Raw genomic sequence first — 22136 nt, 5'->3', positions numbered from 1 at the left:
CCCGCCACCGGCGGGAGCACCCTGGCCACCGCCCCGGCGAGCCGCGGCCACACCGGCGGTGGCCTGTGCCGCGGCGGGACCGCCCACGGCGGGAGCGCCCTGGCCGGCCTTGCCGCCCGGAGCGGGCTTCTTGCCGCCCTGGGCGACATCGACGGGGAGCATGACCAGCGCGGTCGTACCACCGGAGTCGGACGGACGCAGCTGGATCCGGATGCCGTGGCGCTGCGAGAGGCGGCCGACCACGAACAGGCCCATGCGGCGGGAGACCGACACGTCCACGGTGGGCGGCGCGGCGAGCCGCTCGTTGATCGCCGCGAGGTCCTCGGGCGAGAGGCCGATGCCGGTGTCGTGGATCTCGATCAGGACGCGGCCGTCGGGCAGCGCGTGACCGGTGACCTTGACCTTGGTCTGCGGGGAGGAGAACGACGTGGCGTTCTCCAGCAGCTCGGCGAGCAGGTGGACGAGGTCGTTGACGACCCGGCCGGCGACCTCGGTGGTCGGGACCGAGGAGAGCTCGATGCGCTCGTACTGCTCCACCTCGGAGGCCGCGGCGCGCAGCACGTCGACCAGCGGGACCGGGCGGGTCCAGCGGCGGCCGGGCTCCTCACCGGCGAGGACGAGGAGGTTCTCGCCGTTCCGGCGCATACGGGTCGCGAGGTGGTCGAGCTTGAAGAGCGAGGACAGCTGGTCCGGGTCGGCCTCGCGGGACTCCAGTTCGGAGATGAGCGACAGCTGACGCTGGATGAGGCCCTGGGAGCGGCGCGAGAGGTTGGTGAACATCGCGTTGACGTTGCCTCGCAGGAGGGCCTGCTCGGCGGCGAGGCGGACGGCCTCGCGGTGCACGTCGTCGAAGGCCGCGGCCACCTGGCCGATCTCGTCCCGGGAGTGCACACCGACCGACTCGACGGAGGTGTCGACGTCCTGCGGGTCGGACTCGGACAGCTGCTTGACCAGCTCGGGCAGCCGTTCCTGGGCGACCTTGGTCGCGGTGTCCTGGAGGCGGCGCAGCGAGCGGATCATGGACCGGGCGACGACGAAGGCGCCGACCAGCGAGACACCGAGCACGAGCAGGATCAGCGCACCGGAGATGATCGCTTCCTGCTCGGCCTCGTTGCGCAGCTCACGAGCCTTCTGCTCCATCTGGTTGAGCAGTGTGATCTCGATGGTCTTCATCTGCTGGATCTTCGCCGAGTCGTCGTCGATCCAGTCCTTGTAGGAGCGCCTCTGCAGCCCCTGGATACCGTCCCTGCTCTGCAGGATGCGCTTGGCGTAGAGGTCGGCCGCCGTGATCGTCGGGCTGCCGTCGTCGATCGACTTGAGGAGATCCTCGGAGCCGCCGCCGTAGATGCTCTTGAAGCTGTCGAGCTCGGAGTCCTGGCTGTTCAGCGCCGACTCGGCGTAGAGCCGGTCGTTCTCCGACAGCTTGCCGAGCGTCTTGTTGTCCTCGGGCAGGGCCGCCGCGATGACCGCGCGCTGGATGGACGCGTACTCCTTGGCCGAGGAGAAGGCGGCCAGCGAGCGGGTACGCGTGATCATCTCGGGGTTGCTGGTCGCCTCGGCCATGTCCTGGGAGAGGTCGAGCAGCTGGGTGACGAGCCGGTGGTAGGCCTCGACCGTCTGCGTCGAGTTGGCTCGGTCCTCGTAGGCGTTGCTGCGGATCTCGCTGAGCTTGCTCAGCTCGGCGACGAGACCCACCAGGCTGTCGCGGACGCCCTCGAGGGTGCCGGTCTTGCTGGCGGTGTCGATCTCCTCGGAGCCGTCGATGAAGTTGGCGAGGGCACGGTCGGTCTTGTCGCGTACGCCCTTGACGCTGTAGTCACTGGCGGGCGCGCCGTGCGCGAGCGGACCGGCCGACTGGTCGCGCTCCTCCTGGAGCGCGGCGGACAGCTCGGTCGCCTGCTTGGTGATGTCGGTCAGCAGCCGCATGTTGTCGAGCTGCTGGATGTCGTCCATGTTGTCGCTGATGCGCAGGGCGCCGAGCGAGGTCGCCGCGACCACGGGGAGTGCGAGCAGCGAGACCAGACGGGTCGAGATACGCCAGTTGCGCAGGGCTATTCGCGCACCGGGGCCGGTCGGCCCCTTGGCGGGTTTCGCGGGTGGCGTGGCGGGCGCGGGCCCACCGGATGCCGAGCCCTTGCCGCCGGGCGCACCGCTGCCGAGGCGCGTCGACCGCTCGCCGTTGTCGCCGGACAGAGCTGCCTGGCCCGCGTTCTGGGCGTGCTGGGGGGAGGAACCGTTACCGGCTCCGTTGTGTGGCTCCGGCTCCGCCGAAGCGCTGCCATCCCTCTTGAAACGTCCCTGCACTAGCGTCGCAACCTCTGGACCAGGCGCCCTTCCGCGTGAACGGACGGACGGTGTCGGCGTATAGGGGGCGCCCTGAAATACGCCCCCCATGGTGGTCGTGAGTAACCCGGCGCGGTTCCCCCTAACGTGCCGCCGCTCGGCGCTGCGTTCGCGCCCCCTGTGCGCCGGCTCGTCATCCCGCGGCGGTCCGTGGAATTCCAGCACAGTGCCGGATCTCCAACAAGGCCAATGGGTCACGGTGTGACGACGATGACACCTCGTGAGCGTCGTGTCACGAGGTGTGGAAAGCGATTCCCCACATACCGGACGAAATTCCACGAGTCGCATAGATAGTCACGGTGTCCAGGTCGCCATGATCAGGAGCGGAATGGGAGCTTCAGTGGGGCAATGTCCGTTTCATGGATGGGGGTCGAGGGTCGGAATTGACCGTTTTGCCCATTGATTCGTGAGCAAACTCACACGCCGATCGGGGGGTCTCCATGACTTCCCGAGGGAATCGCATGTTTAGCCTGACGCTTTACAGAGATGGCAAATCCGACAACTCGTGCGCGGACGGCGGCTTCCCGCCCGTCCGTGCGCCCGGACATGACAGGGTCGAGGACTACTAACAGTGAAGACGACGACGATGTTCCACAACATCGCAAACCCGCGCCGCACGACGCTGGCGCACCTGACCGACGCCGACGAACTGTCGCCCGTCGAGCAGCCGGAGCACTCCGTGGACCTCCCCGCACAGACCGCCAACCCCCGCCGCACCATTCTCATGGACGCCCCGGTCGCGGCCTCCGTCGCGGACTAGTTACGCGCGAGCGCCGCCCCGTTACTCAGGGCGGACACCGTGAATGTCTGTGTGTCAAGGGCGCCCGTGCCCCTCGTACCCGGTCTCCGCCGTACGAGGGGCACGGGCGCCCTCGCTCCATTGCGCGAGGCGCCCGCCCGCGGCGCGTTAGCCTGGACCGTCAGACTCCAGCCGGACCAGCAGAGGGGCGCAGGAATCCCGTGCGCATCGCCAGATTCTCCATCGACGGGAACGTCGCCTTCGGCGCGGTCGAGGGCGACAAGCCGGACGAACTTGTCCTCGACATCATCAAGGGCATCCCGTTCGCCGACTTCGAGCTCTCCGGCACGAAGGTCCCCCTCGACAAGGTCCGGCTGCTGCCGCCGGTGCTTCCCAACAAGGTCGTCGCCTACGGCCGCAACTACGCGGAGCACGCGAGGGAACTCGGCAACGAGGTGCCCGACGCCCCGTTCGCCTTCTTCAAGCCGTCCACCTCGGTGATCGGCTCCGGCGACGACATCCAGTACCCCTCCTTCTCCGAGGAACTGCACCACGAGGCCGAACTCGCCGTGGTCATCGGCCGGATGTGCCGCGAGGTCCCGCGCGAGCGCGTCAAGGACGTCATCCTCGGCTACACCTGCGCCAACGACGTCACCGCGCGGGACGTCCAGAAGCGCGAGAAGCAGTGGGCCCGGGCGAAGGGCTTCGACACCAGCTGCCCCCTCGGCCCCTGGGTGGAGACGGACCTCGACCCGTCCGACCTCACGATCCAGCTCACGGTCAACGGCGAGCAACGCCAACTGGGCCGCACCAGCGAGATGATCCACTCCATCGAGGACCTGATCATCAACATCACCGAGGCCATGACGCTGCTCCCCGGCGACGTGATCCTCACGGGCACCCCGGCAGGCGTCGGACCGCTCACCGTCGGCGACGAGGTCGCCGTCACCATCGAAGGCATCGGCACTCTCACCAACAAGGTTGTCAAGCGTGGCTAGCGCACCCGCCCCCGCCGTCCGAGTACGGTTCTGCCCGTCGCCCACCGGTAACCCCCACGTGGGCCTGGTCCGCACGGCCCTCTTCAACTGGGCCTACGCTCGCCACACCGGCGGCACGTTCGTCTTCCGCATCGAGGACACCGACGCGGCCCGCGACTCCGAGGAGTCGTACGAGCAGCTGCTGGACTCGCTGCGCTGGCTGGGCTTCGACTGGGACGAGGGCCCCGAGATCGGCGGCCCGCACGCCCCGTACCGCCAGTCGCAGCGGATGGACACCTACAAGGACGTGGCGGCCAGGCTCCTGGAAGCGGGCCACGCGTACTACTGCTACTGCTCCACGGAGGAGCTGGACGCCCGCCGCGACGCCGCCCGCGCGGCCGGCAAGCCCTCCGGCTACGACGGCCACTGCCGTGCGCTGACCGACGAGCAGGTGTCGGCGTACACCGCCGAGGGCCGCAAGCCGATCGTCCGCTTCCGCATGCCCGACGAGACGATCACCTTCACGGACCTGGTGCGCGGCGAACTGACCTTCACGCCGGAGAACGTCCCGGACTACGGGATCGTACGAGCCAACGGCGCGCCCCTGTACACGCTGGTCAACCCGGTCGACGACGCGCTGATGGAGATCACGCACGTCCTGCGCGGCGAGGACCTGCTGTCGTCGACGCCGAGGCAGATCGCCCTGTACAAGGCGCTGACGGAGCTGGGCATCGCGAAGTCGGTCCCCGCCTTCGGTCACCTGCCGTACGTGATGGGCGAGGGCAACAAGAAGCTCTCGAAGCGCGACCCGGAGTCGTCGCTGAACCTCTACCGGGAGCGCGGCTTCCTTCCCGAGGGCCTCCTCAACTACCTCTCCCTCCTGGGCTGGTCGCTCTCGGGCGACCAGGACATCTTCACGGTCGACGAGATGGTCGCCGCCTTCGACGTGGCGGACGTGAACCCCAACCCGGCCCGCTTCGACCTGAAGAAGTGCGAGGCGATCAACGCCGACCACATCCGGCTGCTGGACGTGAAGGACTTCACGGAGCGCTGCGCACCCTGGCTCCGGGCCCCCTTCGCCCCCTGGGCGCCGGAGGACTTCGACGAGACGAAGTGGCAGGCGATCGCCCCGCACGCCCAGACCCGTATCAAGGTCCTCTCGGAGATCACGGACAACGTCGACTTCCTGTTCCTGCCCGAGCCGGCCTCCGACGAGGCGTCCTGGGCGAAGGCGATGAAGGAGGGCAGCGACGCCCTGCTGATCACGGCGAGGGAGAAGCTGGAGGCCGCCGACTGGTCCTCCGCCGAGTCCCTGAAGGAGGCCGTCCTGGCCGCCGGTGAGGCCCACGGCCTCAAGCTCGGCAAGGCCCAGGCCCCCGTCCGCGTGGCCGTCACCGGCCGCACGATCGGCCTGCCGCTCTTCGAGTCCCTGGAAGTCCTGGGCAAGGAGAAGACCCTGACCCGCATCGACGCGGCACTGGCCAGACTGGCCGCGTAGCCAAGGCACTTGGGAGGGCGGCGTCCGATCGGGCGCCGCCCTCCGCGTATGTGCCGGTACCGTCGGTGTCATGACGATCCGAGCCGTGGTCTGGGACATCGACGACACGATCTTCGACTACACCACGGCGGACCGCGTCGGTATGCGGGAGCAGCTCGTGGCAGAGGGCCTGCTCGACGGGTACGCGACCGTCGAGGAGGCCCTCGTTCGCTGGCGGGAGGTCACCGACCGGCAGTGGGCGCGGTTCGCGGCGGGGGAGATCGACTTCCTGGGACAGCGCCGGGAGCGGGTGCGGATGTTCCTGGGCGAGGAGCTGACCGACGCCGGGGCCGACGCCTGGTTCGACCGCTACATCGGGCACTACGAGGCAGCCTGGGCGCTCTTCCCGGACGTACTGCCCGTCCTCGACCTCCTCGCCGCCAGCCACCGGCACGGGGTGCTCTCCAACTCCAGCATCCGAGTGCAGGACCGCAAACTGCGCGTGCTCGGCGTACGCGACCGCTTCGAGGCCGTCCTGTGCGCGGCCGAGCTGGGCTTCCACAAGCCGGACGCCCAGGCCTTCCACGCCGCCTGCGACGCCCTGGGCCTGCCTCCGGAGGAGGTGGCGTACGTCGGCGACCACCCGGAGATCGACGGACGGGGCGCCGTCGACGCGGGGATGCTCTCCGTGTGGATCGACCGCGCCGGCCTCACTGTCGTGGAGCAGGCCGCCGCGGGCCCGCACCGGATCGCCTCCCTCGCCGAACTCCCGGCGGTCCTCGGCGCCGATACCCGTTTTGGAGCGCCGTCCACCTTCAGGTAATGTTCTTCCTGCGCCGCCGGAGAGCGGGCCGAAAGGCCGGGAACCGGAGGCACAAGCTAGAACAGGAGCTCCGCAGGGGCTCGCGTTCCAGTGGCCTATGGTGTAATTGGCAGCACGACGGTTTCTGGTTCCGTTAGTCTTGGTTCGAGTCCAGGTAGGCCAGCTCGCAGATTGCTTTAAATCTGCACCCGTGGAGATCAGAATCCACAAAGGCCCCCGTTGTGTAGCGGCCTAGCACGCTGCCCTCTCACGGCAGTAGCGCCGGTTCGAATCCGGTCGGGGGTACAGATCCTTCCCGGAGGGTCAGACCGGGTCGCACCCGCTGACTCTCATGCAGGATCGCTAGGGCCCCCGTTGTGTAGCGGCCTAGCACGCTGCCCTCTCACGGCAGTAGCGCCGGTTCGAATCCGGTCGGGGGTACGCTTTACCTTGAACTGCCTTGGTCTATGGTGTAATTGGCAACACTACGGTTTCTGGTACCGTCATTCTTGGTTCGAGTCCAGGTAGACCAGCTCAGATCTGCGGCGTTGCGGTTTTAAACGCCTGCAAGATCCTCGCCCCCGTTGTGTAGCGGCCTAGCACGCTGCCCTCTCACGGCAGTAGCGCCGGTTCGAATCCGGTCGGGGGTACGTCAGGCACGGTGGCCCTCCGCTTCGGCGGGGGGCCGTTTTGCATGTGAGGCCATGCGTGGCCATGCCGGGGCCACGTGCCCAGCCGCCCGCCTACAGACCGTACCGTCGCGCCGACTCCTCCTCCTGGGCCAGCCGGTGCAGTGCCGTGAGCACCGGTTCGAAGAGCACGGTCGCCGCGACCGCCGTCTCGACCCGCTCCGCGTCCGAGGCGTGCGTCTCCAGATAGTCCAGGTCCCGTCTCGCCACCTGGTGCATCAACTCCGCGTACGGCGCCATCAGTTCGGCGTCCCAGGGATACCCCAGCCGGATCAGCGCGGCAACCGCCACCACCAGCGAGCGGTGCACGGGGGAGAGGGGGCTCAGCTCACGCGCGGTCTCCCAGCCGAGGCTCGCCAGCAGCCGGTCCACCTCCCGGCGGGCGGCGGCCACGGCAGGATCCTCCTCGTCCGGCTCGGCGCCCTGCGGCAACGCCCACAGGGCCGCGCCCAGGCGGATCGTGCGGCCCAGGGAGTCGTCGTCGACGTGGCCGAGCACCTCACGGGCGGTGGCGACGGGGATACGGCCCACCTGGATCATCGCGCGCACCAGCCGCAGTCGGCGCAGATGACCCTCGTCGTACTCCGCGGTCGTCGTGTTGATCTGCCGGCCGGGCGCCAACAGGCCTTCGCGCAGGTAGTACTTGATCGTCGCGGTGGACACACCGCTGCGCTCGCTCAACTGGGCCAGCCGCATGCCTTGTGCCTTTCCTCGGACGACGGCACGATCCAAGCACGCGGTAGTCGGATAGTGCCGCTAGCCAATGGGGCGCGCAGTCCCGACGGGGGAGGTCCCATGTTCGCGAAGCCCAACGCGGGCCGTACGACAGCGGCTGCCGAGGGGGATGTCGTCGTTCTGCTCATCGGGATGCGCATCAACCACTTCTGGGCCGTGCACCACTGGTTCCCGGTGTTCGCGGCCATGCCGCGGATGCTGCGGGAGCTGACGAGGGATCCTTCGCGCGGGCTGCTGAAGCATGTCCTGCTGACGGCGTCGCCGCGCACGTACTACGTCGTCCAGTACTGGGAGTCCAAGGAGCGGCTGTACGAGTACGCAGCGGCGTCGGACATGTTCCATCACAAGGCGTGGGCCAGGCTCAACCGCAAGGAGCGGGAGGGGAAGGTCCGGCAGCATGTGGGGCTGTGGCACGAGACGTATGTCGTGCCCGAGGGGTCCTACGAGTCCATCTACGCGGATATGCCGGCGTTCGGGCTGGCGGCGGCGCATGGGGTGTTGCCGGTGGAGCGGCGGGGGCGCTCCGGTGAGGAACGGTTCACTCATCGCTCGGCGTCGCAGATCGATGCGGCCCCGCGCCCCTGAAAGCTGTGCCTCGGCGTGTCTGCCGGTGAAGGTCTGCCGCGGCGTTGAGGCCGACCCTCGCTGACTTTCACACCCGGTGTCAGCCCGTGCGGCGCAGAGCCTCCGAGAGGCGGGCCGCCGCGTCGATGACCGCCTGGGCGTGCATGCGGCCGGGGTGGCGGGTCAGGCGTTCGATGGGCCCGGAGACCGAGACGGCGGCGACCACGCGGTTCGACGGGCCCCGGACGGGGGCGGAGACCGAGGCGACGCCCGGTTCGCGCTCGCCGATGGACTGGGCCCAGCCCCGGCGTCGTACGCCCGACAGCGCTGTCGCTGTGAAGCGGGCGCCCTGGAGGCCGCGGTGCAGGCGCTCCGGCTCCTCCCACGCCATCAGGATCTGGGCCGACGAGCCCGCCTTCATCGTGAGCGTCGAGCCGACCGGGACCGTGTCCCTCAGGCCCGAGAGGCGCTCGGCCGCGGCGACGCAGATGCGCATGTCGCCCTGGCGGCGGTAGAGCTGCGCGCTCTCGCCCGTCAGATCGCGGACATGGGTGAGCACCGGGCCCGCGGTCGCCAGGAGGCGGTCCTCGCCGGCAGCCGCGGCCAGTTCCGCCAGGCGGGGGCCGAGAATGAAACGGCCCTGCATGTCGCGCGCCACCAGGCGGTGGTGTTCCAGGGCCACGGCGAGACGATGTGCCGTGGGTCGTGCCAGTCCGGTCGCCGCGACCAGTCCCGCGAGGGTGGCCGGACCGGACTCCAGAGCGCTCAGGACAAGGGCTGCCTTGTCCAGAACGCCGACGCCGCTACTGTTGTCCATGAAACGATACTCGCGTCTCACTCTGTGAAACGCAAGTTCATTTTCCGGTGGAACGCGCCACTCTGGAAGGCACAGCGGCCCGCCGACCAACGGGCCCGGCGGCGGTTGCCCGGACAAGGGGTACGGGCGGTCGCCTCCACAAGATCTCTATCTAGATGGGCCGGCGCCCGCACCGGCCGGCCGGAGGGAAAGCGATGGGTAGGACACTCGCGGAGAAGGTCTGGGACGACCATGTCGTCCGGCGCGCCGAGGGCGAGCCCGACCTCCTCTTCATCGACTTGCACCTGCTGCACGAGGTGACCAGCCCGCAGGCCTTCGACGGTCTGCGCCAGAACGGCCGTAAGGTGCGGCGCCTCGACCTCACCATCGCGACCGAGGATCACAACACCCCGACCATCGACATCGACAAGCCCATCGCCGACCCGGTCTCCCGGATCCAGCTGGAGACGCTGCGCAAGAACTGCGCCGACTTCGGTGTGCGGCTGCACCCGCTGGGCGATGTCGAGCAGGGCGTCGTCCACGTGGTGGGACCGCAGCTGGGGCTGACCCAGCCGGGCACCACCGTCGTCTGCGGCGACTCCCACACCTCCACGCACGGCGCCTTCGGCGCGCTGGCGTTCGGCATCGGCACCTCGCAGGTCGAGCATGTGCTGGCCACCCAGACGCTGCCGCTGGCCCGCCCCAGGACCATGGCCATCACGGTCGACGGTGAACTGCCCGACGGCGTCACCGCCAAGGACCTCATCCTCGCGATCATCGCGAAGATCGGTACGGGCGGCGGCCAGGGCTACATCCTGGAGTACCGCGGCCCCGCCATCGAGAAGCTCTCGATGGAGGCCCGGATGACCATCTGCAACATGTCGATCGAGGCCGGCGCCCGCGCGGGCATGATCGCCCCCGACGAGACCACCTTCGAGTACCTCAAGGGCCGCCCGCACGCGCCCGAGGACGCGGACTGGGACGCGGCCGTGGAGTACTGGAAGACGCTGCGCACCGACGACGACGCGGAATTCGACGCGGAGGTCGTCATCGACGGCACCGCGCTGTCGCCGTTCGTCACCTGGGGCACCAACCCCGGTCAGGGCGCGCCCCTTTCGGCGGACGTCCCCGACCCTGCTTCGTACGAAGACGCTTCGGAGCGCCTCGCCGCCGAAAAGGCCCTGGAATACATGGGGTTGGAGGCCGGGCAGTCGCTGCGCTCCATCAAGGTGGACACCGTCTTCGTAGGTTCGTGCACCAACGGCCGTATCGAGGACCTGCGCGCCGCCGCCGAGATCGTCGGGGGCCGCAAAGTCGCCGACGGTGTACGGATGCTGGTCGTCCCCGGCTCGGTGCGGGTCGGTCTGCAGGCCGTCTCCGAGGGCCTGGACGTGGTCTTCAAGGAGGCCGGCGCCGAATGGCGGCACGCGGGCTGCTCGATGTGCCTGGGCATGAACCCCGACCAGCTGGCCCCCGGTGAGCGCTCCGCGTCCACCTCCAACCGCAACTTCGAGGGCAGGCAGGGCAAGGGCGGCCGTACGCACCTGGTGTCGCCCCAGGTCGCCGCCGCGACGGCCGTACTGGGCCACCTGGCCTCCCCGGCCGACCTGTCCGACGCCGACGCCCGTACGCCCGCTGGAGTCTGATCAGCCATGGAAGCATTCACCACGCACACCGGCCGGGCCGTCCCGCTGCGCCGCAGCAACGTCGACACCGACCAGATCATCCCTGCTCACTGGCTCAAGAAGGTCACGCGGGACGGGTTCGAGGACGGATTGTTCGAGGCCTGGCGCAAGGACGAGAACTTCATCCTCAACCGGCCCGAGCGCAAGGGCGCGACGGTCCTGGTCGCCGGCCCCGACTTCGGTACCGGCTCCTCGCGCGAGCACGCTGTCTGGGCGCTGCAGAACTACGGCTTCAAGACCGTCGTCTCGTCGCGCTTCGCCGACATCTTCCGCGGCAACTCGCTCAAGAACGGCCTGCTCACGGTGGTTCTGGAGCAGAAGATCGTGGACGCGCTCCAGGAGCTGACGGAGAACGACCCCCAGGTCGAGATCACGGTCGACCTGGAGGCCCGCGAGGTGCGCGCCGAGGACATCACCGCGGCCTTCGAGCTCGACGAGAACGCCCGTTGGCGGCTGCTGAACGGGCTGGACGACATCTCCATCACCCTGCAGAACGAGGGCGAGATCTCCGCGTACGAGGCGAAGCGGCCCTCGTACAAGCCGTGGACGCTCAAGGTCTGAGCCGCAAGGCCTGAGCCGTCAGGCCCTTCGCAAGTAGGGTTTCGGCCACCGCAACACCCCGTCTGTACCCCCGATCGCCACGATTGGGGGTACAGCTGTTTCTGCCCCCGGACCCTCTTGCGCACCACGCCCGGAGCTCTCAACTTCCCATGTTAGAAAGGGTGTTGATGGGGTACCCGGGTCTTGACACCGCGACGTCGAGGTGGACGCGAAAGGCCGTTTGAGGCAGCAGTTGCCCCCTGAGCAGGCGACAACTCGCCCCAGATGGCACAATCTGTGCATGGAACACGACGGCCAACTCGAGCTTTACACGGCGGTCGCGGCCCAACTCAAGGAAGCGCACACAAGAGTGCGCGCACTGCAAGTCCCGGAGGGCGTACGGATGGCGCTGACCCGGAAGCTGCTGGTCATTACGGCCGCGGCCAAGCACGATCTCGCCGACGCGACAAGGCGGCTGGAGCGCTTCACGGCGGACCTCGACGAGGGTCGAATCCCCGACGAGGACCGCTGAGGAACTCCGTGACAGCCCGAGTTCGTTGCGGCACAAGGGTGATTAGCCCGTTTCGTGTTTGATTTGCGGTATATATCTGCCTAACGTGCGAAAAAGCTTGAACACTTTCGTTCTGGCAATGTCTCCGAAGGGGAAGACGTGAACAAGGCGCAGCTCGTAGAAGCCATTGCGGACAAGGTCGGTGGCCGTCAGCAGGCCGCTGAAGCGGTCGACGCGGTCCTGGACGCCATCGTCCGCGCGACGGTCAGTGGGGACCGGGTCTCGGTCACCGGCTTCGGTTCCTTCGAGAAGGTCGACCGTCCGGCCCGTTACGCCCGCAACCCGCAGACGGGTGAGCGGGTTCGGGTCAAGAAGACGTCCGTCCCCCGCTTCCGTGCGGGTCAGGGCTTCAAGGACCTGGTGAGCGGCTCGAAGAAGCTCCCCCGTGGCGGAGAGGTCGCGGTCAAGAAGGCGCCCAAGGGCAGCCTGACCGGCGGCGGCGCTGCCGCGACGGTCAAGAAGGCCGTGGCGAAGAAGGCCACCACCGCCAAGAAGGCGGCGACGGCGAAGAAGACCGTGGCCAAGAAGGCGACGCCGGCGAAGAAGACCACGGCGACGGCGAAGAAGACCGTGGCCAAGAAGACCACCGCGAAGACCGCGGCGGCCAAGAAGACCACGGCCACGGCGAAGAAGACCGCCGCCAAGAAGGCCCCGGCGGCCAAGAAGACGTCGGCGGCGACAAAGGCCCCGGCCCGCAAGTCGGCGGCGCGCACCACCACCGCCAAGAAGGCCACCGCCCGCACCAAGTAGGGGCGCAAGGGCACTCACGCGCCGGGCCGGACTCCCCGAGGGAGTCCGGCCCGCGGCGCGTCCGGGACCGTGCGCGGACGCTCAGAAGGTCTGCAGGGTGACGAGCGTGATCTGGGGCGGGTCTCCGCCCCCCTCCACCTCGATGCGCACCCGCTGTCCGGGCCGCAGCAGCCTCAGTCCGCCCGCGTCGAACGCCGGCGCGTCGAAGGGAACGGGGGTGCCGTCGTCGAGCAGAACACTGCCGCTGCGTGTCCCGGCGTCGTACGTGTACGCGGTCGCCTGCATGGCGGCAGCCTACTGGCCCGCGATCAGCAGCCCCCGGGCGGCGGTCGCCGTCCGTGTCCCCACCCCCAGGGCGAGCGCCGCCCGCAGATCGTCGCCGGTGTCCACGTCCTGGCGTACGGAATTCACCGAGGTGAGTCCGAGTTCCACGGCGCCGGAGTCATGGTGGCGGATTCGGGAATGCGGACCGAAATGCGGAAGCAATTCCTGACCGGGGCGGGCGGTCAGCAGAGTGGTGCCGACGGTGGCCGCGTCCGCGAGGAAAGCTCGCGGGAATTCGGCGGCGGCGTCCAGGACGCGGGCCAGTTCCAGGGGGCGCAGCGCCGGCAGATCGGCGTTCAGGGCCGCTACGGGGCTGTCGGGCCGTAGCGACCGTACGGCAGCCGCTCCGTGCGCCAGAGCGGCGTTCAGGCCGCCCAGGGGCTCGCCGGAGACGATCGCGGCCCCCAGGGCCGCCAGCTCACGGGCGGCCAGGGCGTCGTTCGTGACGACTGCCACATCGTGGACCGCAGCGCAGGCGAGCACCGCTGCCACCGTGTCCTGGGCGAAGGCCAGGGCGAGCCCGGGGCGGAGTCCGTCATGGGCGGTGTCCGCGAGCCTGCTCTTGGCCCGAGCGAGGGGTTTGAGGGGTATGACCACCGTCCACTGCACGAGCGTTCCGTCCCTCCCTCGTTCACCCCGGTTGCACTTCCGGCGCTCTCTCGGCCGCAACCATTGTCACCTGGCTGTCATCAAAGCCCATCCGGCGGTGTCGGTGCCGGGGCGTACGGTGTTCTCGACAGACCGGAAGCCCGGGGCGACACTTGTGCGGCCACCAGGTCCACCGGCCGAGGTCCTGGTCCAGGCCTTAGAGGAAGGTGTCCCGCGTGCCCCGCCGCAGAATCGGCTTCTGGTATCGCTTCGCCGCGGTCATCTGCAAACCGCCGTTGGTGGTTCTGCTCAACCGGGACTGGCGCGGAATGGAGAACATTCCGGCGGCGGGCGGATTCATCACCGCGGTGAACCACAATTCGCACGCGGACCCCTTCGCCTACGCGCACTACCAGTACAACAGCGGCCGTGTTCCGCGTTTTCTGGCGAAGAGCGGGCTTTTCAAGCAGGGATTCGTCGGCACCATGATGCGCGGCACCGGACAGATCCCCGTCTACCGCGAGACCACCGACGCGCTGAGCGCGTTCCGCGCCGCGATCGACGCCGTGGAGCGCGGCGAATGCGTCGTCTTCTATCCCGAGGGCACCATCACCCGCGATCCGGACCAGTGGCCCATGACCGGCAAGACCGGCGCAGCCCGGGTCGCCCTGCAGACCAGGTGCCCGGTGATCCCGGTGGCCCAGTGGGGCGCGAACGAACTGCTGCCGCCGTACGGCAGGAAGCTCAACGTCCTTCCGCGCAAGACCCACCACGTCCTCGCGGGCCCGCCCGTGGATCTGACGCGGTTCTACGACAAGGAGATGAGCCCCGACCTCCTGAAGGAGGCGACGGAGGTCATCATGGCCGGCATCACCCGCCTGCTGGAGGAGATCCGCGGCGAGAAGGCGCCCGAGACTCCCTACGACCCGCGCGAGGAGCGGATCGAGCAGCGCCGCCGCACAGCCGCGGAAGAGGCGCAGGACGCGTTGGACGCGCACGAGAGAGCCGCCGGCGAGGCAGCCGGTGAAGGAGCGCGAGCGCGGTCGGAGGCGGTACACGAAGTGGCCGGACACGAAGCAGTAGTGCGAGAAGCAGCAGTGCGAGAAGTGACAGTCCAAGAAGCAGCAGAAGTACGGGAAGTTCAGGAAGAGGGGCAGGGCAAGTGAGCAAGCCGGTCAAGGCGGCGGTGTTCAGCGCTGGATCATGGGGGACCGCCTTCGGCATGGTGCTCGCCGACGCGGGTTGCGAGGTGACCCTCTGGGCCCGCCGCCCCGAACTCGCCGAGGCGATCAACTCCACGCGTACGAACCCGGACTACTTCCCGGGGGTCGAGCTCCCGGAGAACCTCCGTGCCACCACGGACCCGGCACAGGCCGCGCGCGACGCCGACTTCACGATACTCAGCATCCCCTCGCAGACCCTGCGCGGGAATCTCGCCGAGTGGACGCCCCTGCTCGCTCCCGGCACGGTCCTCGTGTCCCTCATGAAGGGCGTCGAACTCGGCTCCGCGATGCGGATGAGCGAGGTCATCGAGGACGTCGCCAAGGTGGGCCAGGACCGGATCGCGGTCGTCACGGGTCCCAACCTCGCCCGGGAGATCGCCGCCCGGATGCCGGCCGCCGCGGTGGTCGCCTGTACGGACGACGCCGTGGCCCAGCGCCTCCAGAGCGTCTGCCACACCCCGTACTTCCGCCCGTACACCAACACCGACATCGTCGGCTGCGAACTCGGCGGCGCGGTCAAGAACGTGATCGGTCTCGCCGTCGGTATCGCCGACGGCATGGGTCTCGGCGACAACGCGAAGGGCTCGCTCATCACGCGCGGCCTCGCCGAGACGACCCGCCTCGGCCTCGCGATGGGCGCCGACCCGCTCACCTTCGCCGGACTCGCGGGCCTGGGCGACCTGGTGGCGACCTGCTCCTCGCCCCTCTCCCGCAACCACACCTTCGGCACCAACCTCGGCAGAGGCATGACGCTCCAGGAGACCATCGCGGTCACCAAGCAGACCGCCGAGGGCGTCAAGTCCTGCGAGAGCGTGCTGGATCTGGCCCGCAGGCACGGTGTCGACATGCCGATCACGGAGACCGTCGTCGGCATCGTGCACGAGGGCAAGCCGCCCGTCGTCGCCCTCAAGGAACTGATGTCGCGCAGCGCCAAGCCCGAACGACGCTGAGCAACAGGGGTCTGCGGGCGCTGACTCAGCGCACTGCCACCGGGTACCCTCAACCCGATATGAGCACCGAGAACCTCCCCCAGAGCCCCGGGCAGCCGTCCCGCAAGCCGCGCGTGGCCGTCGTCTTCGGCGGTCGCAGCTCCGAGCACGGGATCTCCGTGGTCACCGCCGGCGCCGTGCTGCGTGCCATCGACCGGACGAAGTACGACGTCCTGCCGATCGGTATCACCCAGGACGGGCGCTGGGCGCTCACCGCCGACGAACCGGACCGCATGGCGATCGTCGACCGCAAGGCGCCGAACGTCGACCAGCTCGCCGAGTCGAACGAGGGCGGCGTGGTGCTCTCCGTCGACCCCGCGAACCGCGAAGTCGTCTACAGCGAACCGGGTTCGGTGCCCAAGGCCCTCGGCGAGGTGGACGTCGTCTTCCCCGTGCTGCACGGCCCGTACGGCGAGGACGGCACCCTTCAGGGTCTGCTGGAGCTCTCCGGTGTCCCGTACGTCGGCGCGGGTGTGCTCGCCTCGGCCGTCGGCCAGGACAAGGAGTACATGAAGCGGGTGTTCACGTCGTTCGGCCTCAAGGTGGGCCCGTACGTGGTGATCCGGCCGCGTGAGTGGGAGCGCGACGAGTCGGCCGCCCGCAAGAAGATCGTCGACTTCGCCGGCGAGCACGGCTGGCCGCTGTTCGTGAAGCCCGCGCGCGCGGGATCGTCGTTCGGCATCACCAAGGTCGACGAACTGGGCGGTCTCGACGAGGCGATCGCCGAGGCCCAGCGCCACGACCCGAAGATCATCGTGGAGGCCGCGCTGCGCGGGCGCGAGATCGAGTGCGGGGTGCTGGAGTTCGAGGACGGCCCGCGTGCCTCCGTACCCGCCGAGATCCCGCCCGTACAGGCGCACGCCTTCTACGACTTCGAGGCCAAGTACATCGACTCGGCCGACGGCATCGTCCCCGCCCCCCTCACCGAGGAGCAGACCGCGGAGGTGCGCCGCCTCGCGGTCGAGGCCTTCGACGCGGCGTCCTGCGAGGGCCTCGTCCGCGCGGACTTCTTCCTCACCGAGGACGGCGAGTTCGTCATCAACGAGATCAACACGATGCCCGGCTTCACGCCGATCTCCATGTACCCGAGGATGTGGCAGGAGACGGGCGTCGGCTATCCCGAGCTGGTGGACCGCCTGGTGCAGGCGGCCCTGCGCCGCTCAACAGGCCTGAGGTGAGGCGCCTCTAAAGGGGCGCGGGACTGTAATCGATATGCGGCTCCGCCGCGTGGGCGCGACCAGCCACGACGGACGCGCACCCGACAACGCAACACCCCCCTACGGCGCCTAGTCGGCAATGCCCACAGGAACCGTCTTCTTAATGGCGGCAGCCAGATCGACCAACGCCCCCGAGGTGTCCCGACCCGACGGGACAGTCACCTCGACATAGGCAAGCCGCGAGGATGTGGTGAACCGGGACGACCCGTCGTCCCGGTTCTCCATGAGCCAGCCAACGCCGTTCACCTCACCCCCCACCGCATCCGGATCCGCACCGGTGGCGACCCGAGGATCGGTCATCTTGGGCGGCCGTACGACACCGCAGCGCAGTATGATCGCCGGGCTGCCCCAGCCCGCGGTCAGTGCGGACCGGGGCTCGGGGTCGTCGCGGCTCAGGCCGTCAACCTTCGCCGGCAGCGCCTTGTCCAGGTTCCGGCACAGCTTCGTGGCCTTCCCGTCCGGCTCGGGAACCGTGACCGCGGCGCTGTCGTCTGCTGAGGAGCAGCCCGTGACGACGATCAACAGGGCGAGCGCGGGCAGAGCGAGCGGCCGGTGACGGAAGAAGTTCACCGGCACAGGGTAGACGGGGGCTACAAGTGCACCACCGGGCAGGTCAGAGTGCGGGTGATCCCGTCCACTTGCTGGACCTTCGCGACCACCATGCGGCCGAGATCGTCCACGGTGTCGGCCTGGGCGCGCACAATCACGTCATACGGTCCTGTCACGTCCTCGGCCTGGGTCACTCCCGGGATCTTGCTGATCGACTCGGCGACGGTCGACGCTTTGCCGACCTCTGTCTGGATCAGGATGTACGCCTGTACCACGGAACCTCCAGGGCGGCCACGAGGATCATGTGGGGAAAAGGAACGCCACGGTATCGCGTCGTCACGCGCCACGGGGAGACCTGCGGCGACCGGGAACCCGCGCCGGGGTGCGCACGCAGCACAGGTTGACGCTCACAGGTTGACGGTCACCTCGACCGTACAGAGGTCCTCCGGGCCTCGCGACCGGGCAGGGACAGCAACGGGGACAGCACCAGAAGGGGACGTACGACTATGAAGGGCACTGTGGGCGAACTGGGGGAGTTCGGGCTCATCAGGGAGCTCACCTCCCGGCTCACCACCACCCCGGCGGTCCGGGTCGGCCCCGGCGACGACGCCGCCGTGGTCGCCGCGCCCGACCGCAGGGTCGTGGCGAGCACCGACATCCTCCTGGAGGGGCGGCACTTCCGCCGCGACTGGTCCACCGCGTACGACGTGGGCCGCAAGGCGGCCGCCCAGAACCTCGCGGACATCGCCGCCATGGGCGCCGTACCGACCGCGCTGCTCCTCGGCCTGGTCGTCCCCGCCGAACTCCCGGTCACCTGGCCCGTCGAACTGATGGACGGGCTGCGGGACGAAGCCCAGGTCGCGGGCGCCGCCGTGGTCGGCGGTGATGTCGTACGAGGGGACACGATCATGGTCTCCATCACCGCGCTCGGTGATCTGCGCAACCACGAGCCGGTCATCCGGGGCGGTGCCCGGCCCGGTGACGTCGTCGCGGTGACGGGCTGGCTGGGCTGGTCGGCGGCCGGGCACGCGGTGCTCTCGCGCGGCTTCCGCTCGCCGCGCGCCTTCGTCGAGGCCCACCGTCGCCCCGAACCGCCGTACCACGCGGGCCCGGCGGCGGCCGGCCTCGGCGCGACCGCGATGTGCGACGTGAGCGACGGGCTGATCGCCGACCTCGGGCACATCGCGGAGGCCAGCAAGGTCCGTATCGACATCCGGTCGGGCGCGATCGACATCCCCACCCAGATGAACGACATCGGGCAGGCCGTCGGCGTCGACCCCATGCAGTGGGTGCTCACCGGGGGCGAGGACCACGCGATCGTGGCGACCTTCCCGCCGGACGTGAAGCTGCCCGCCCGCTGGAAGGTGATCGGCGAGGTCCTCAACCCGTCGGCCCTGCCCCAGGTGACCGTCGACGGGGCGCCGTGGACCAGCCAGGGCGGCTGGGACCACTTCGCGGACATCGAGTCGTGACCGCGCCCCCGCGCGTCCTGACGGTCGCGGGCTCCGACTCCGGCGGCGGCGCCGGGATCCAGGCCGACCTGAAGACGATGCTGGCGCTCGGCGTGCACGGCATGAGCGTGCTCACGGCGGTCACCGCGCAGAACTCCCTCGGCGTACAGGGTGCTTGGGAGCTGCCGGTGGAGGCGGTGCGAGCCCAGTACCGCAGCGTCGTCGACGACATCGGCGTGGCCGCGGTGAAGACCGGGATGCTCGCCTCGGCCGAACTGGTCGAGGCGGTCGCCGAGTTGATCGCTGCGACGGACGTGCCGGTGGTCGTCGACCCGGTGGGCGTCTCCAAACACGGGGACCCGCTGCTGGCCGCGTCCGCACTGGATTCCGTACGGACGCTCCTGCTGCCGGCGGCTACCGTGGCGACCCCGAACCTCGACGAAGTGGCCCAGCTCACGGGCGTACGGGTCGAGTCGGAGGAACAGTTGCGCGAGGCCGCGGCGGCCGTGCTGGCGTACGGGCCGAAGTGGGCGCTGATCAAAGGCGGCCATCTGCCGGGCGAGGCCGTCGACCTGCTCACGGACGGCTCCGATGAGTACTGGCTGCGCGCCCCGCGCCACGACAACCGGCACACGCACGGCACGGGCTGCACGCTGGCGTCGGCCATCGCGTCGGGGCTGGCGAAGGGCGAGTCGGTGCCGGATGCGGTGGCGGCGGCGAAGGAGTACGTCACCGGGGCGATCGCGGCCGGGTTCGCGCTGGGGGGCGGGATCGGGCCGGTGGACCACGGGTGGCGGTTCCGGGCGTAGCCGACTTCCGCGGCTCATGTGCTGCGGCACGGCGCATGTACCGCGGGTACGGCAAAAAGCCGGTCCACCGAGGTGGACCGGCTCTGTGCAGCGAACCAGCAGTGGCCGCGCGCTAGCTGATCGTCAGCGCGAGACCTTGCCGGCCTTGATGCACGAGGTGCAAGCGTTCACGCGCTTCGGCGTCCCACTGACCACGGTACGTACGCGCTGGATGTTCGGGTTCCAGCGACGGGGTGTACGGCGGTGCGAGTGGGAAATGCTGTTGCCGAAGCCCGGCCCCTTGCCGCAGACGTCGCAGTTGGCAGCCACGGGTCACTCCAAAGACTTCAGATGCTCTTACGGGTTGATCCCGGCACGCCGAGATCAGGATCAGAGGATCTGAGTGGCAGTGCCAGGGAGAAGGCCCGATGTGCGACGACCATCTGGGATGGCCTTCTCGATCGGGCAACCGGAGCAGCATACAACGACTGCGCCAGTACAACGAAACTACCATGGCTGATCAGGGCTTCACTCCAGGCCCCGGGCCACCCCGCATTCACCCGGGGTCTACGCTGCGTGCCACGTCCAGCAGCTCAAGGAGGCGCAGGTGCCGAAGGTGCCGCAGACATTCTTCGATGCTCTCGCGGTCCGCACCTGGTGCGGACTCGCGCTGGCCGCGCTCGGGCGGGCGCGCGAGGAGATCGACGCGATCAATGTCTATCCGGTCGCCGACGGGGACACCGGCACCAACCTGTATCTGACGCTGGAGTCGGCGTGCACGGCGGTCGAGGCCGCCTTCGCCGGGCATGAGGCCGGGGCCGGGCCGGGTGGTACCTCCGGGGCCTCCGCGGTTCCTACGCTGGCCGACGCGACCCGGGCGATGGCCCACGGCGCCCTGATAGGGGCGCGCGGAAACTCCGGCACGATCCTGGCGCAGCTGCTGCGCGGCATGGCCCAGGTGCTGGCCGCCGACGCGGACGGCGAGCGCGCCCACATCGACGGCCCCGGCCTGTGCCTGGCCCTGAGGCACGCGGCCGACTCCGCCCGGCAGGCCGTGGCCCACCCGGTCGAGGGCACGGTTCTCACGGTCGCCTCGGCCGCCGCCGACGCCGCGACGGAGGCTCGGGGCGGCGACTGCGGAACGGTGGCCAGAGCCGCGTACGAAGGTGCCTCGGCCGCGTTGGCCGCCACCCCGGGCCAGCTGGCCGTCCTGGCGCGCGCGGGCGTCGTCGACGCGGGCGGGCGGGGTCTGCTGGCGGTGCTCGGGGCGCTGGTGGAGACGTTCACGGGGGAGGCGCCGGGAGGGGGCGCGACGGGGGCGGCACGCGTGCGTGTGCCGGTTCGGGCGGAGGTGGCCCAGGCGTCGGCTCCCGACGGACCGGACGAGTGCGCGGACGACGACTCCGGGCCGGCCTTCGAGGTCATCTATCTCCTGGAGGCCGAGGACGCGGCCGTCGACCGGCTCCGGGAGCGGCTGGACCGGCTCGGGGACTCGCTCGTGGTGGTCGGGGGCGATGGGCTGTGGAACGTCCACGTCCACGTCGACGACGCGGGCGCCGCCGTGGAGGCGGGCGTCGAGGCAGGGCGGCCGTACCGGATCCGGATCACGCACTTCGGGGTCGGTGACGTACACACCGGTGGCGCGGGACGGCCGCTCAGGGAGCGGGTGCAGCGGGCCGTCGTGGCCGTCGTACCCGGGGTGGGGCTGGCCGGGCTGTACGGCGAGGCCGGCGCCACCACCGTGCTCGCCCGGCCCGGGGAGCCACCTGCGAGCGGGGAGCTCGTCGAGGCCGTACGGCGGGCCCACGCGCGTGAGGTCGTGCTGCTGCCCAACGACGCAGACCTGCGCCACACCGCCGCCGCGGCGGCCGAACAGGCCCGCACGGAGGGCATCCGCGTGGCCCTGATCCCGACCCGTTCGGCGGTCCAGGGCATCGCCGCGCTCGCCGTGCACGAACCGGAACGCCGCTTCGACGAGGACGTCGTCGCGATGACCTCGGCGGCCGGTGCGACCCGCTACGCCGAACTCGTCGTCGCGGAACGGCAGTCCTGGACGATGGCGGGCATCTGCCAGACCGGTGACGTCCTCGGCCTCATCGACGGCGACGTCGCCGTGATCGGCTCGGACGTCACGGCCACCGCGGAGGCCGTCATCGACCGCATGCTCCAGGCGGGCGGCGAGATGGTCACCCTCGTCCTCGGAGACGAGGCGCCCGAGTCGATCGCCGCGCACCTCGAAGCGAGGGTGCGGGAGGGATACCTCGCCGTCGACACCGTCGTGTACCGGGGGGGCCGGCAGGGGGCGTTGCTGCTCATCGGGGTGGAGTAAAGGCTGGGGG

The 22136-nt window shown here is 69.7% G+C and carries 23 protein-coding genes and 5 tRNA genes; 20 read left to right on the top strand and 8 right to left on the bottom strand.

Going from position 1 to position 22136, the window contains the following annotated elements; translation table 11 throughout:
* On the bottom strand, positions 1 to 2304 hold a 2304-nt coding region (locus tag G3I71_RS41265), incomplete at its 3' end, for a nitrate- and nitrite sensing domain-containing protein (RefSeq protein ID WP_164323384.1).
* Positions 2305 to 2914: 610 nt separating this feature from the next.
* Between G3I71_RS41265 and G3I71_RS41260 the strand changes: the two genes are divergently transcribed.
* The 9 genes from G3I71_RS41260 (at position 2915) to G3I71_RS41220 (ending at position 6988) form a co-directional block, all read left to right on the top strand.
* On the top strand, positions 2915 to 3103 hold the full coding sequence (locus tag G3I71_RS41260) for a hypothetical protein (RefSeq protein WP_164323309.1): 189 nt from the start codon (positions 2915 to 2917) through the stop codon (positions 3101 to 3103).
* Positions 3104 to 3303: 200 nt separating this feature from the next.
* The gene (locus G3I71_RS41255; protein WP_164323382.1) at positions 3304 to 4080 is read left to right on the top strand and encodes a fumarylacetoacetate hydrolase family protein; all 777 of its coding nucleotides are present in this window, start codon (positions 3304 to 3306) and stop codon (positions 4078 to 4080) included.
* On the top strand, positions 4073 to 5557 hold the full coding sequence (gene gltX, locus G3I71_RS41250; RefSeq protein ID WP_164323380.1) for a glutamate--tRNA ligase: 1485 nt from the start codon (positions 4073 to 4075) through the stop codon (positions 5555 to 5557). Before G3I71_RS41255 ends, gltX begins: the two co-directional genes overlap by 8 nt.
* Positions 5558 to 5627: 70 nt before the next feature.
* Complete coding sequence (locus G3I71_RS41245) at positions 5628 to 6359, top strand: HAD family hydrolase (protein WP_164323378.1); 732 nt, start codon at positions 5628 to 5630, stop codon at positions 6357 to 6359.
* A 91-nt stretch (positions 6360 to 6450) separates the two neighbouring features.
* Positions 6451 to 6522: transfer RNA gene (locus tag G3I71_RS41240), tRNA-Gln, on the top strand.
* A gap of 49 nt (positions 6523 to 6571) precedes the next feature.
* Positions 6572 to 6644: transfer RNA gene (locus tag G3I71_RS41235), tRNA-Glu, on the top strand.
* A gap of 62 nt (positions 6645 to 6706) precedes the next feature.
* Positions 6707 to 6779: transfer RNA gene (locus tag G3I71_RS41230), tRNA-Glu, on the top strand.
* A 20-nt stretch (positions 6780 to 6799) separates the two neighbouring features.
* Positions 6800 to 6871: transfer RNA gene (locus G3I71_RS41225), tRNA-Gln, on the top strand.
* A 44-nt stretch (positions 6872 to 6915) separates the two neighbouring features.
* A tRNA-Glu gene (locus G3I71_RS41220) sits at positions 6916 to 6988 on the top strand.
* A gap of 93 nt (positions 6989 to 7081) precedes the next feature.
* Here the strand turns inward: G3I71_RS41220 and G3I71_RS41215 are convergent.
* A complete protein-coding gene (locus G3I71_RS41215) occupies positions 7082 to 7723 on the bottom strand; it encodes a MerR family transcriptional regulator (protein WP_164323376.1) in 642 nt (213 codons plus the stop codon).
* Between the two features lie 99 nt (positions 7724 to 7822).
* On the opposite strand from G3I71_RS41215, the gene G3I71_RS41210 reads away from it, so the two are divergent.
* The gene (locus tag G3I71_RS41210) at positions 7823 to 8347 is read left to right on the top strand and encodes a DUF4188 domain-containing protein (protein WP_164323374.1); all 525 of its coding nucleotides are present in this window, start codon (positions 7823 to 7825) and stop codon (positions 8345 to 8347) included.
* 79 nt (positions 8348 to 8426) lie between these two features.
* On the opposite strand, the gene ndgR is transcribed toward G3I71_RS41210, so the two are convergent.
* Positions 8427 to 9143 (bottom strand): IclR family transcriptional regulator NdgR, encoded by a 717-nt coding sequence (gene ndgR / locus G3I71_RS41205; protein WP_164323372.1) that lies wholly within the window; start codon positions 9141 to 9143, stop codon positions 8427 to 8429.
* Positions 9144 to 9337: 194 nt separating this feature from the next.
* On the opposite strand from ndgR, the gene leuC reads away from it, so the two are divergent.
* From leuC to G3I71_RS41185, 4 genes are all read left to right on the top strand, one after another.
* The gene (gene leuC, locus G3I71_RS41200) at positions 9338 to 10768 is read left to right on the top strand and encodes a 3-isopropylmalate dehydratase large subunit (protein WP_164323370.1); all 1431 of its coding nucleotides are present in this window, start codon (positions 9338 to 9340) and stop codon (positions 10766 to 10768) included.
* 6 nt (positions 10769 to 10774) lie between these two features.
* Entirely contained in the window at positions 10775 to 11368 is a 594-nt protein-coding gene (leuD, locus tag G3I71_RS41195) for a 3-isopropylmalate dehydratase small subunit (protein WP_164323368.1), read from the top strand.
* A gap of 280 nt (positions 11369 to 11648) precedes the next feature.
* A complete protein-coding gene (locus tag G3I71_RS41190) occupies positions 11649 to 11879 on the top strand; it encodes a hypothetical protein (RefSeq protein ID WP_164323367.1) in 231 nt (76 codons plus the stop codon).
* Positions 11880 to 12017: 138 nt separating this feature from the next.
* Positions 12018 to 12668 carry an HU family DNA-binding protein gene (locus G3I71_RS41185; protein WP_164323364.1) on the top strand — a complete coding sequence of 217 codons (651 nt, stop codon included), beginning with the start codon at positions 12018 to 12020 and terminating at the stop codon, positions 12666 to 12668.
* 81 nt (positions 12669 to 12749) lie between these two features.
* Here the strand turns inward: G3I71_RS41185 and G3I71_RS41180 are convergent, their stop codons facing one another.
* Positions 12750 to 12953, bottom strand: coding sequence for a hypothetical protein (locus G3I71_RS41180; protein ID WP_164323362.1), 204 nt, complete (start codon positions 12951 to 12953; stop codon positions 12750 to 12752).
* Between the two features lie 9 nt (positions 12954 to 12962).
* Complete coding sequence (gene cofC / locus G3I71_RS41175; protein WP_164323360.1) at positions 12963 to 13601, bottom strand: 2-phospho-L-lactate guanylyltransferase; 639 nt, start codon at positions 13599 to 13601, stop codon at positions 12963 to 12965.
* Between the two features lie 215 nt (positions 13602 to 13816).
* Between cofC and G3I71_RS41170 the strand changes: the two genes are divergently transcribed.
* Genes G3I71_RS41170 through G3I71_RS41160 form a run of 3 tightly spaced genes read left to right on the top strand, consistent with a single transcriptional unit; the run spans position 13817 to position 16970 of the window.
* Complete coding sequence (locus tag G3I71_RS41170) at positions 13817 to 14746, top strand: lysophospholipid acyltransferase family protein (protein ID WP_164323358.1); 930 nt, start codon at positions 13817 to 13819, stop codon at positions 14744 to 14746.
* The gene (locus G3I71_RS41165; protein WP_164323357.1) at positions 14743 to 15753 is read left to right on the top strand and encodes an NAD(P)H-dependent glycerol-3-phosphate dehydrogenase; all 1011 of its coding nucleotides are present in this window, start codon (positions 14743 to 14745) and stop codon (positions 15751 to 15753) included. Before G3I71_RS41170 ends, G3I71_RS41165 begins: the two co-directional genes overlap by 4 nt.
* A gap of 59 nt (positions 15754 to 15812) precedes the next feature.
* The gene (locus tag G3I71_RS41160) at positions 15813 to 16970 is read left to right on the top strand and encodes a D-alanine--D-alanine ligase family protein (RefSeq protein ID WP_164323354.1); all 1158 of its coding nucleotides are present in this window, start codon (positions 15813 to 15815) and stop codon (positions 16968 to 16970) included.
* A gap of 108 nt (positions 16971 to 17078) precedes the next feature.
* Here G3I71_RS41160 and G3I71_RS41155 read toward each other — a convergent pair whose 3' ends face one another.
* Complete coding sequence (locus G3I71_RS41155) at positions 17079 to 17579, bottom strand: DUF3515 domain-containing protein (RefSeq protein ID WP_164323352.1); 501 nt, start codon at positions 17577 to 17579, stop codon at positions 17079 to 17081.
* 20 nt (positions 17580 to 17599) lie between these two features.
* Complete coding sequence (locus tag G3I71_RS41150) at positions 17600 to 17833, bottom strand: Lrp/AsnC ligand binding domain-containing protein (protein ID WP_164323350.1); 234 nt, start codon at positions 17831 to 17833, stop codon at positions 17600 to 17602.
* 231 nt (positions 17834 to 18064) lie between these two features.
* Here G3I71_RS41150 and G3I71_RS41145 point away from each other — a divergent pair, with 231 nt between their 5' ends.
* Positions 18065 to 19030 carry a thiamine-phosphate kinase gene (locus tag G3I71_RS41145; protein ID WP_164323348.1) on the top strand — a complete coding sequence of 322 codons (966 nt, stop codon included), beginning with the start codon at positions 18065 to 18067 and terminating at the stop codon, positions 19028 to 19030.
* Positions 19027 to 19818 carry a bifunctional hydroxymethylpyrimidine kinase/phosphomethylpyrimidine kinase gene (gene thiD / locus G3I71_RS41140; protein ID WP_164323346.1) on the top strand — a complete coding sequence of 264 codons (792 nt, stop codon included), beginning with the start codon at positions 19027 to 19029 and terminating at the stop codon, positions 19816 to 19818. The genes G3I71_RS41145 and thiD overlap by 4 nt, the downstream gene beginning before the upstream one ends.
* Positions 19819 to 19941: 123 nt before the next feature.
* Here thiD and rpmB read toward each other — a convergent pair whose 3' ends face one another.
* Entirely contained in the window at positions 19942 to 20127 is a 186-nt protein-coding gene (gene rpmB / locus G3I71_RS41135) for a 50S ribosomal protein L28 (RefSeq protein ID WP_006376789.1), read from the bottom strand.
* Between the two features lie 277 nt (positions 20128 to 20404).
* Between rpmB and G3I71_RS41130 the strand changes: the two genes are divergently transcribed.
* Positions 20405 to 22126, top strand: a complete 1722-nt coding sequence (locus G3I71_RS41130) for a DAK2 domain-containing protein (protein WP_164323344.1) — start codon at positions 20405 to 20407, stop codon at positions 22124 to 22126.
* The last annotated feature ends 10 nt before the right edge of the window (positions 22127 to 22136 follow it).

This window comes from Streptomyces sp. SID12501 (assembly GCF_010550245.1).
GTDB lineage: Bacteria > Actinomycetota > Actinomycetes > Streptomycetales > Streptomycetaceae > Streptomyces.
The sequence above is the reverse complement of the archived record's forward strand: the minus strand, read 5'-3'. Positions and strand labels throughout refer to the sequence as shown.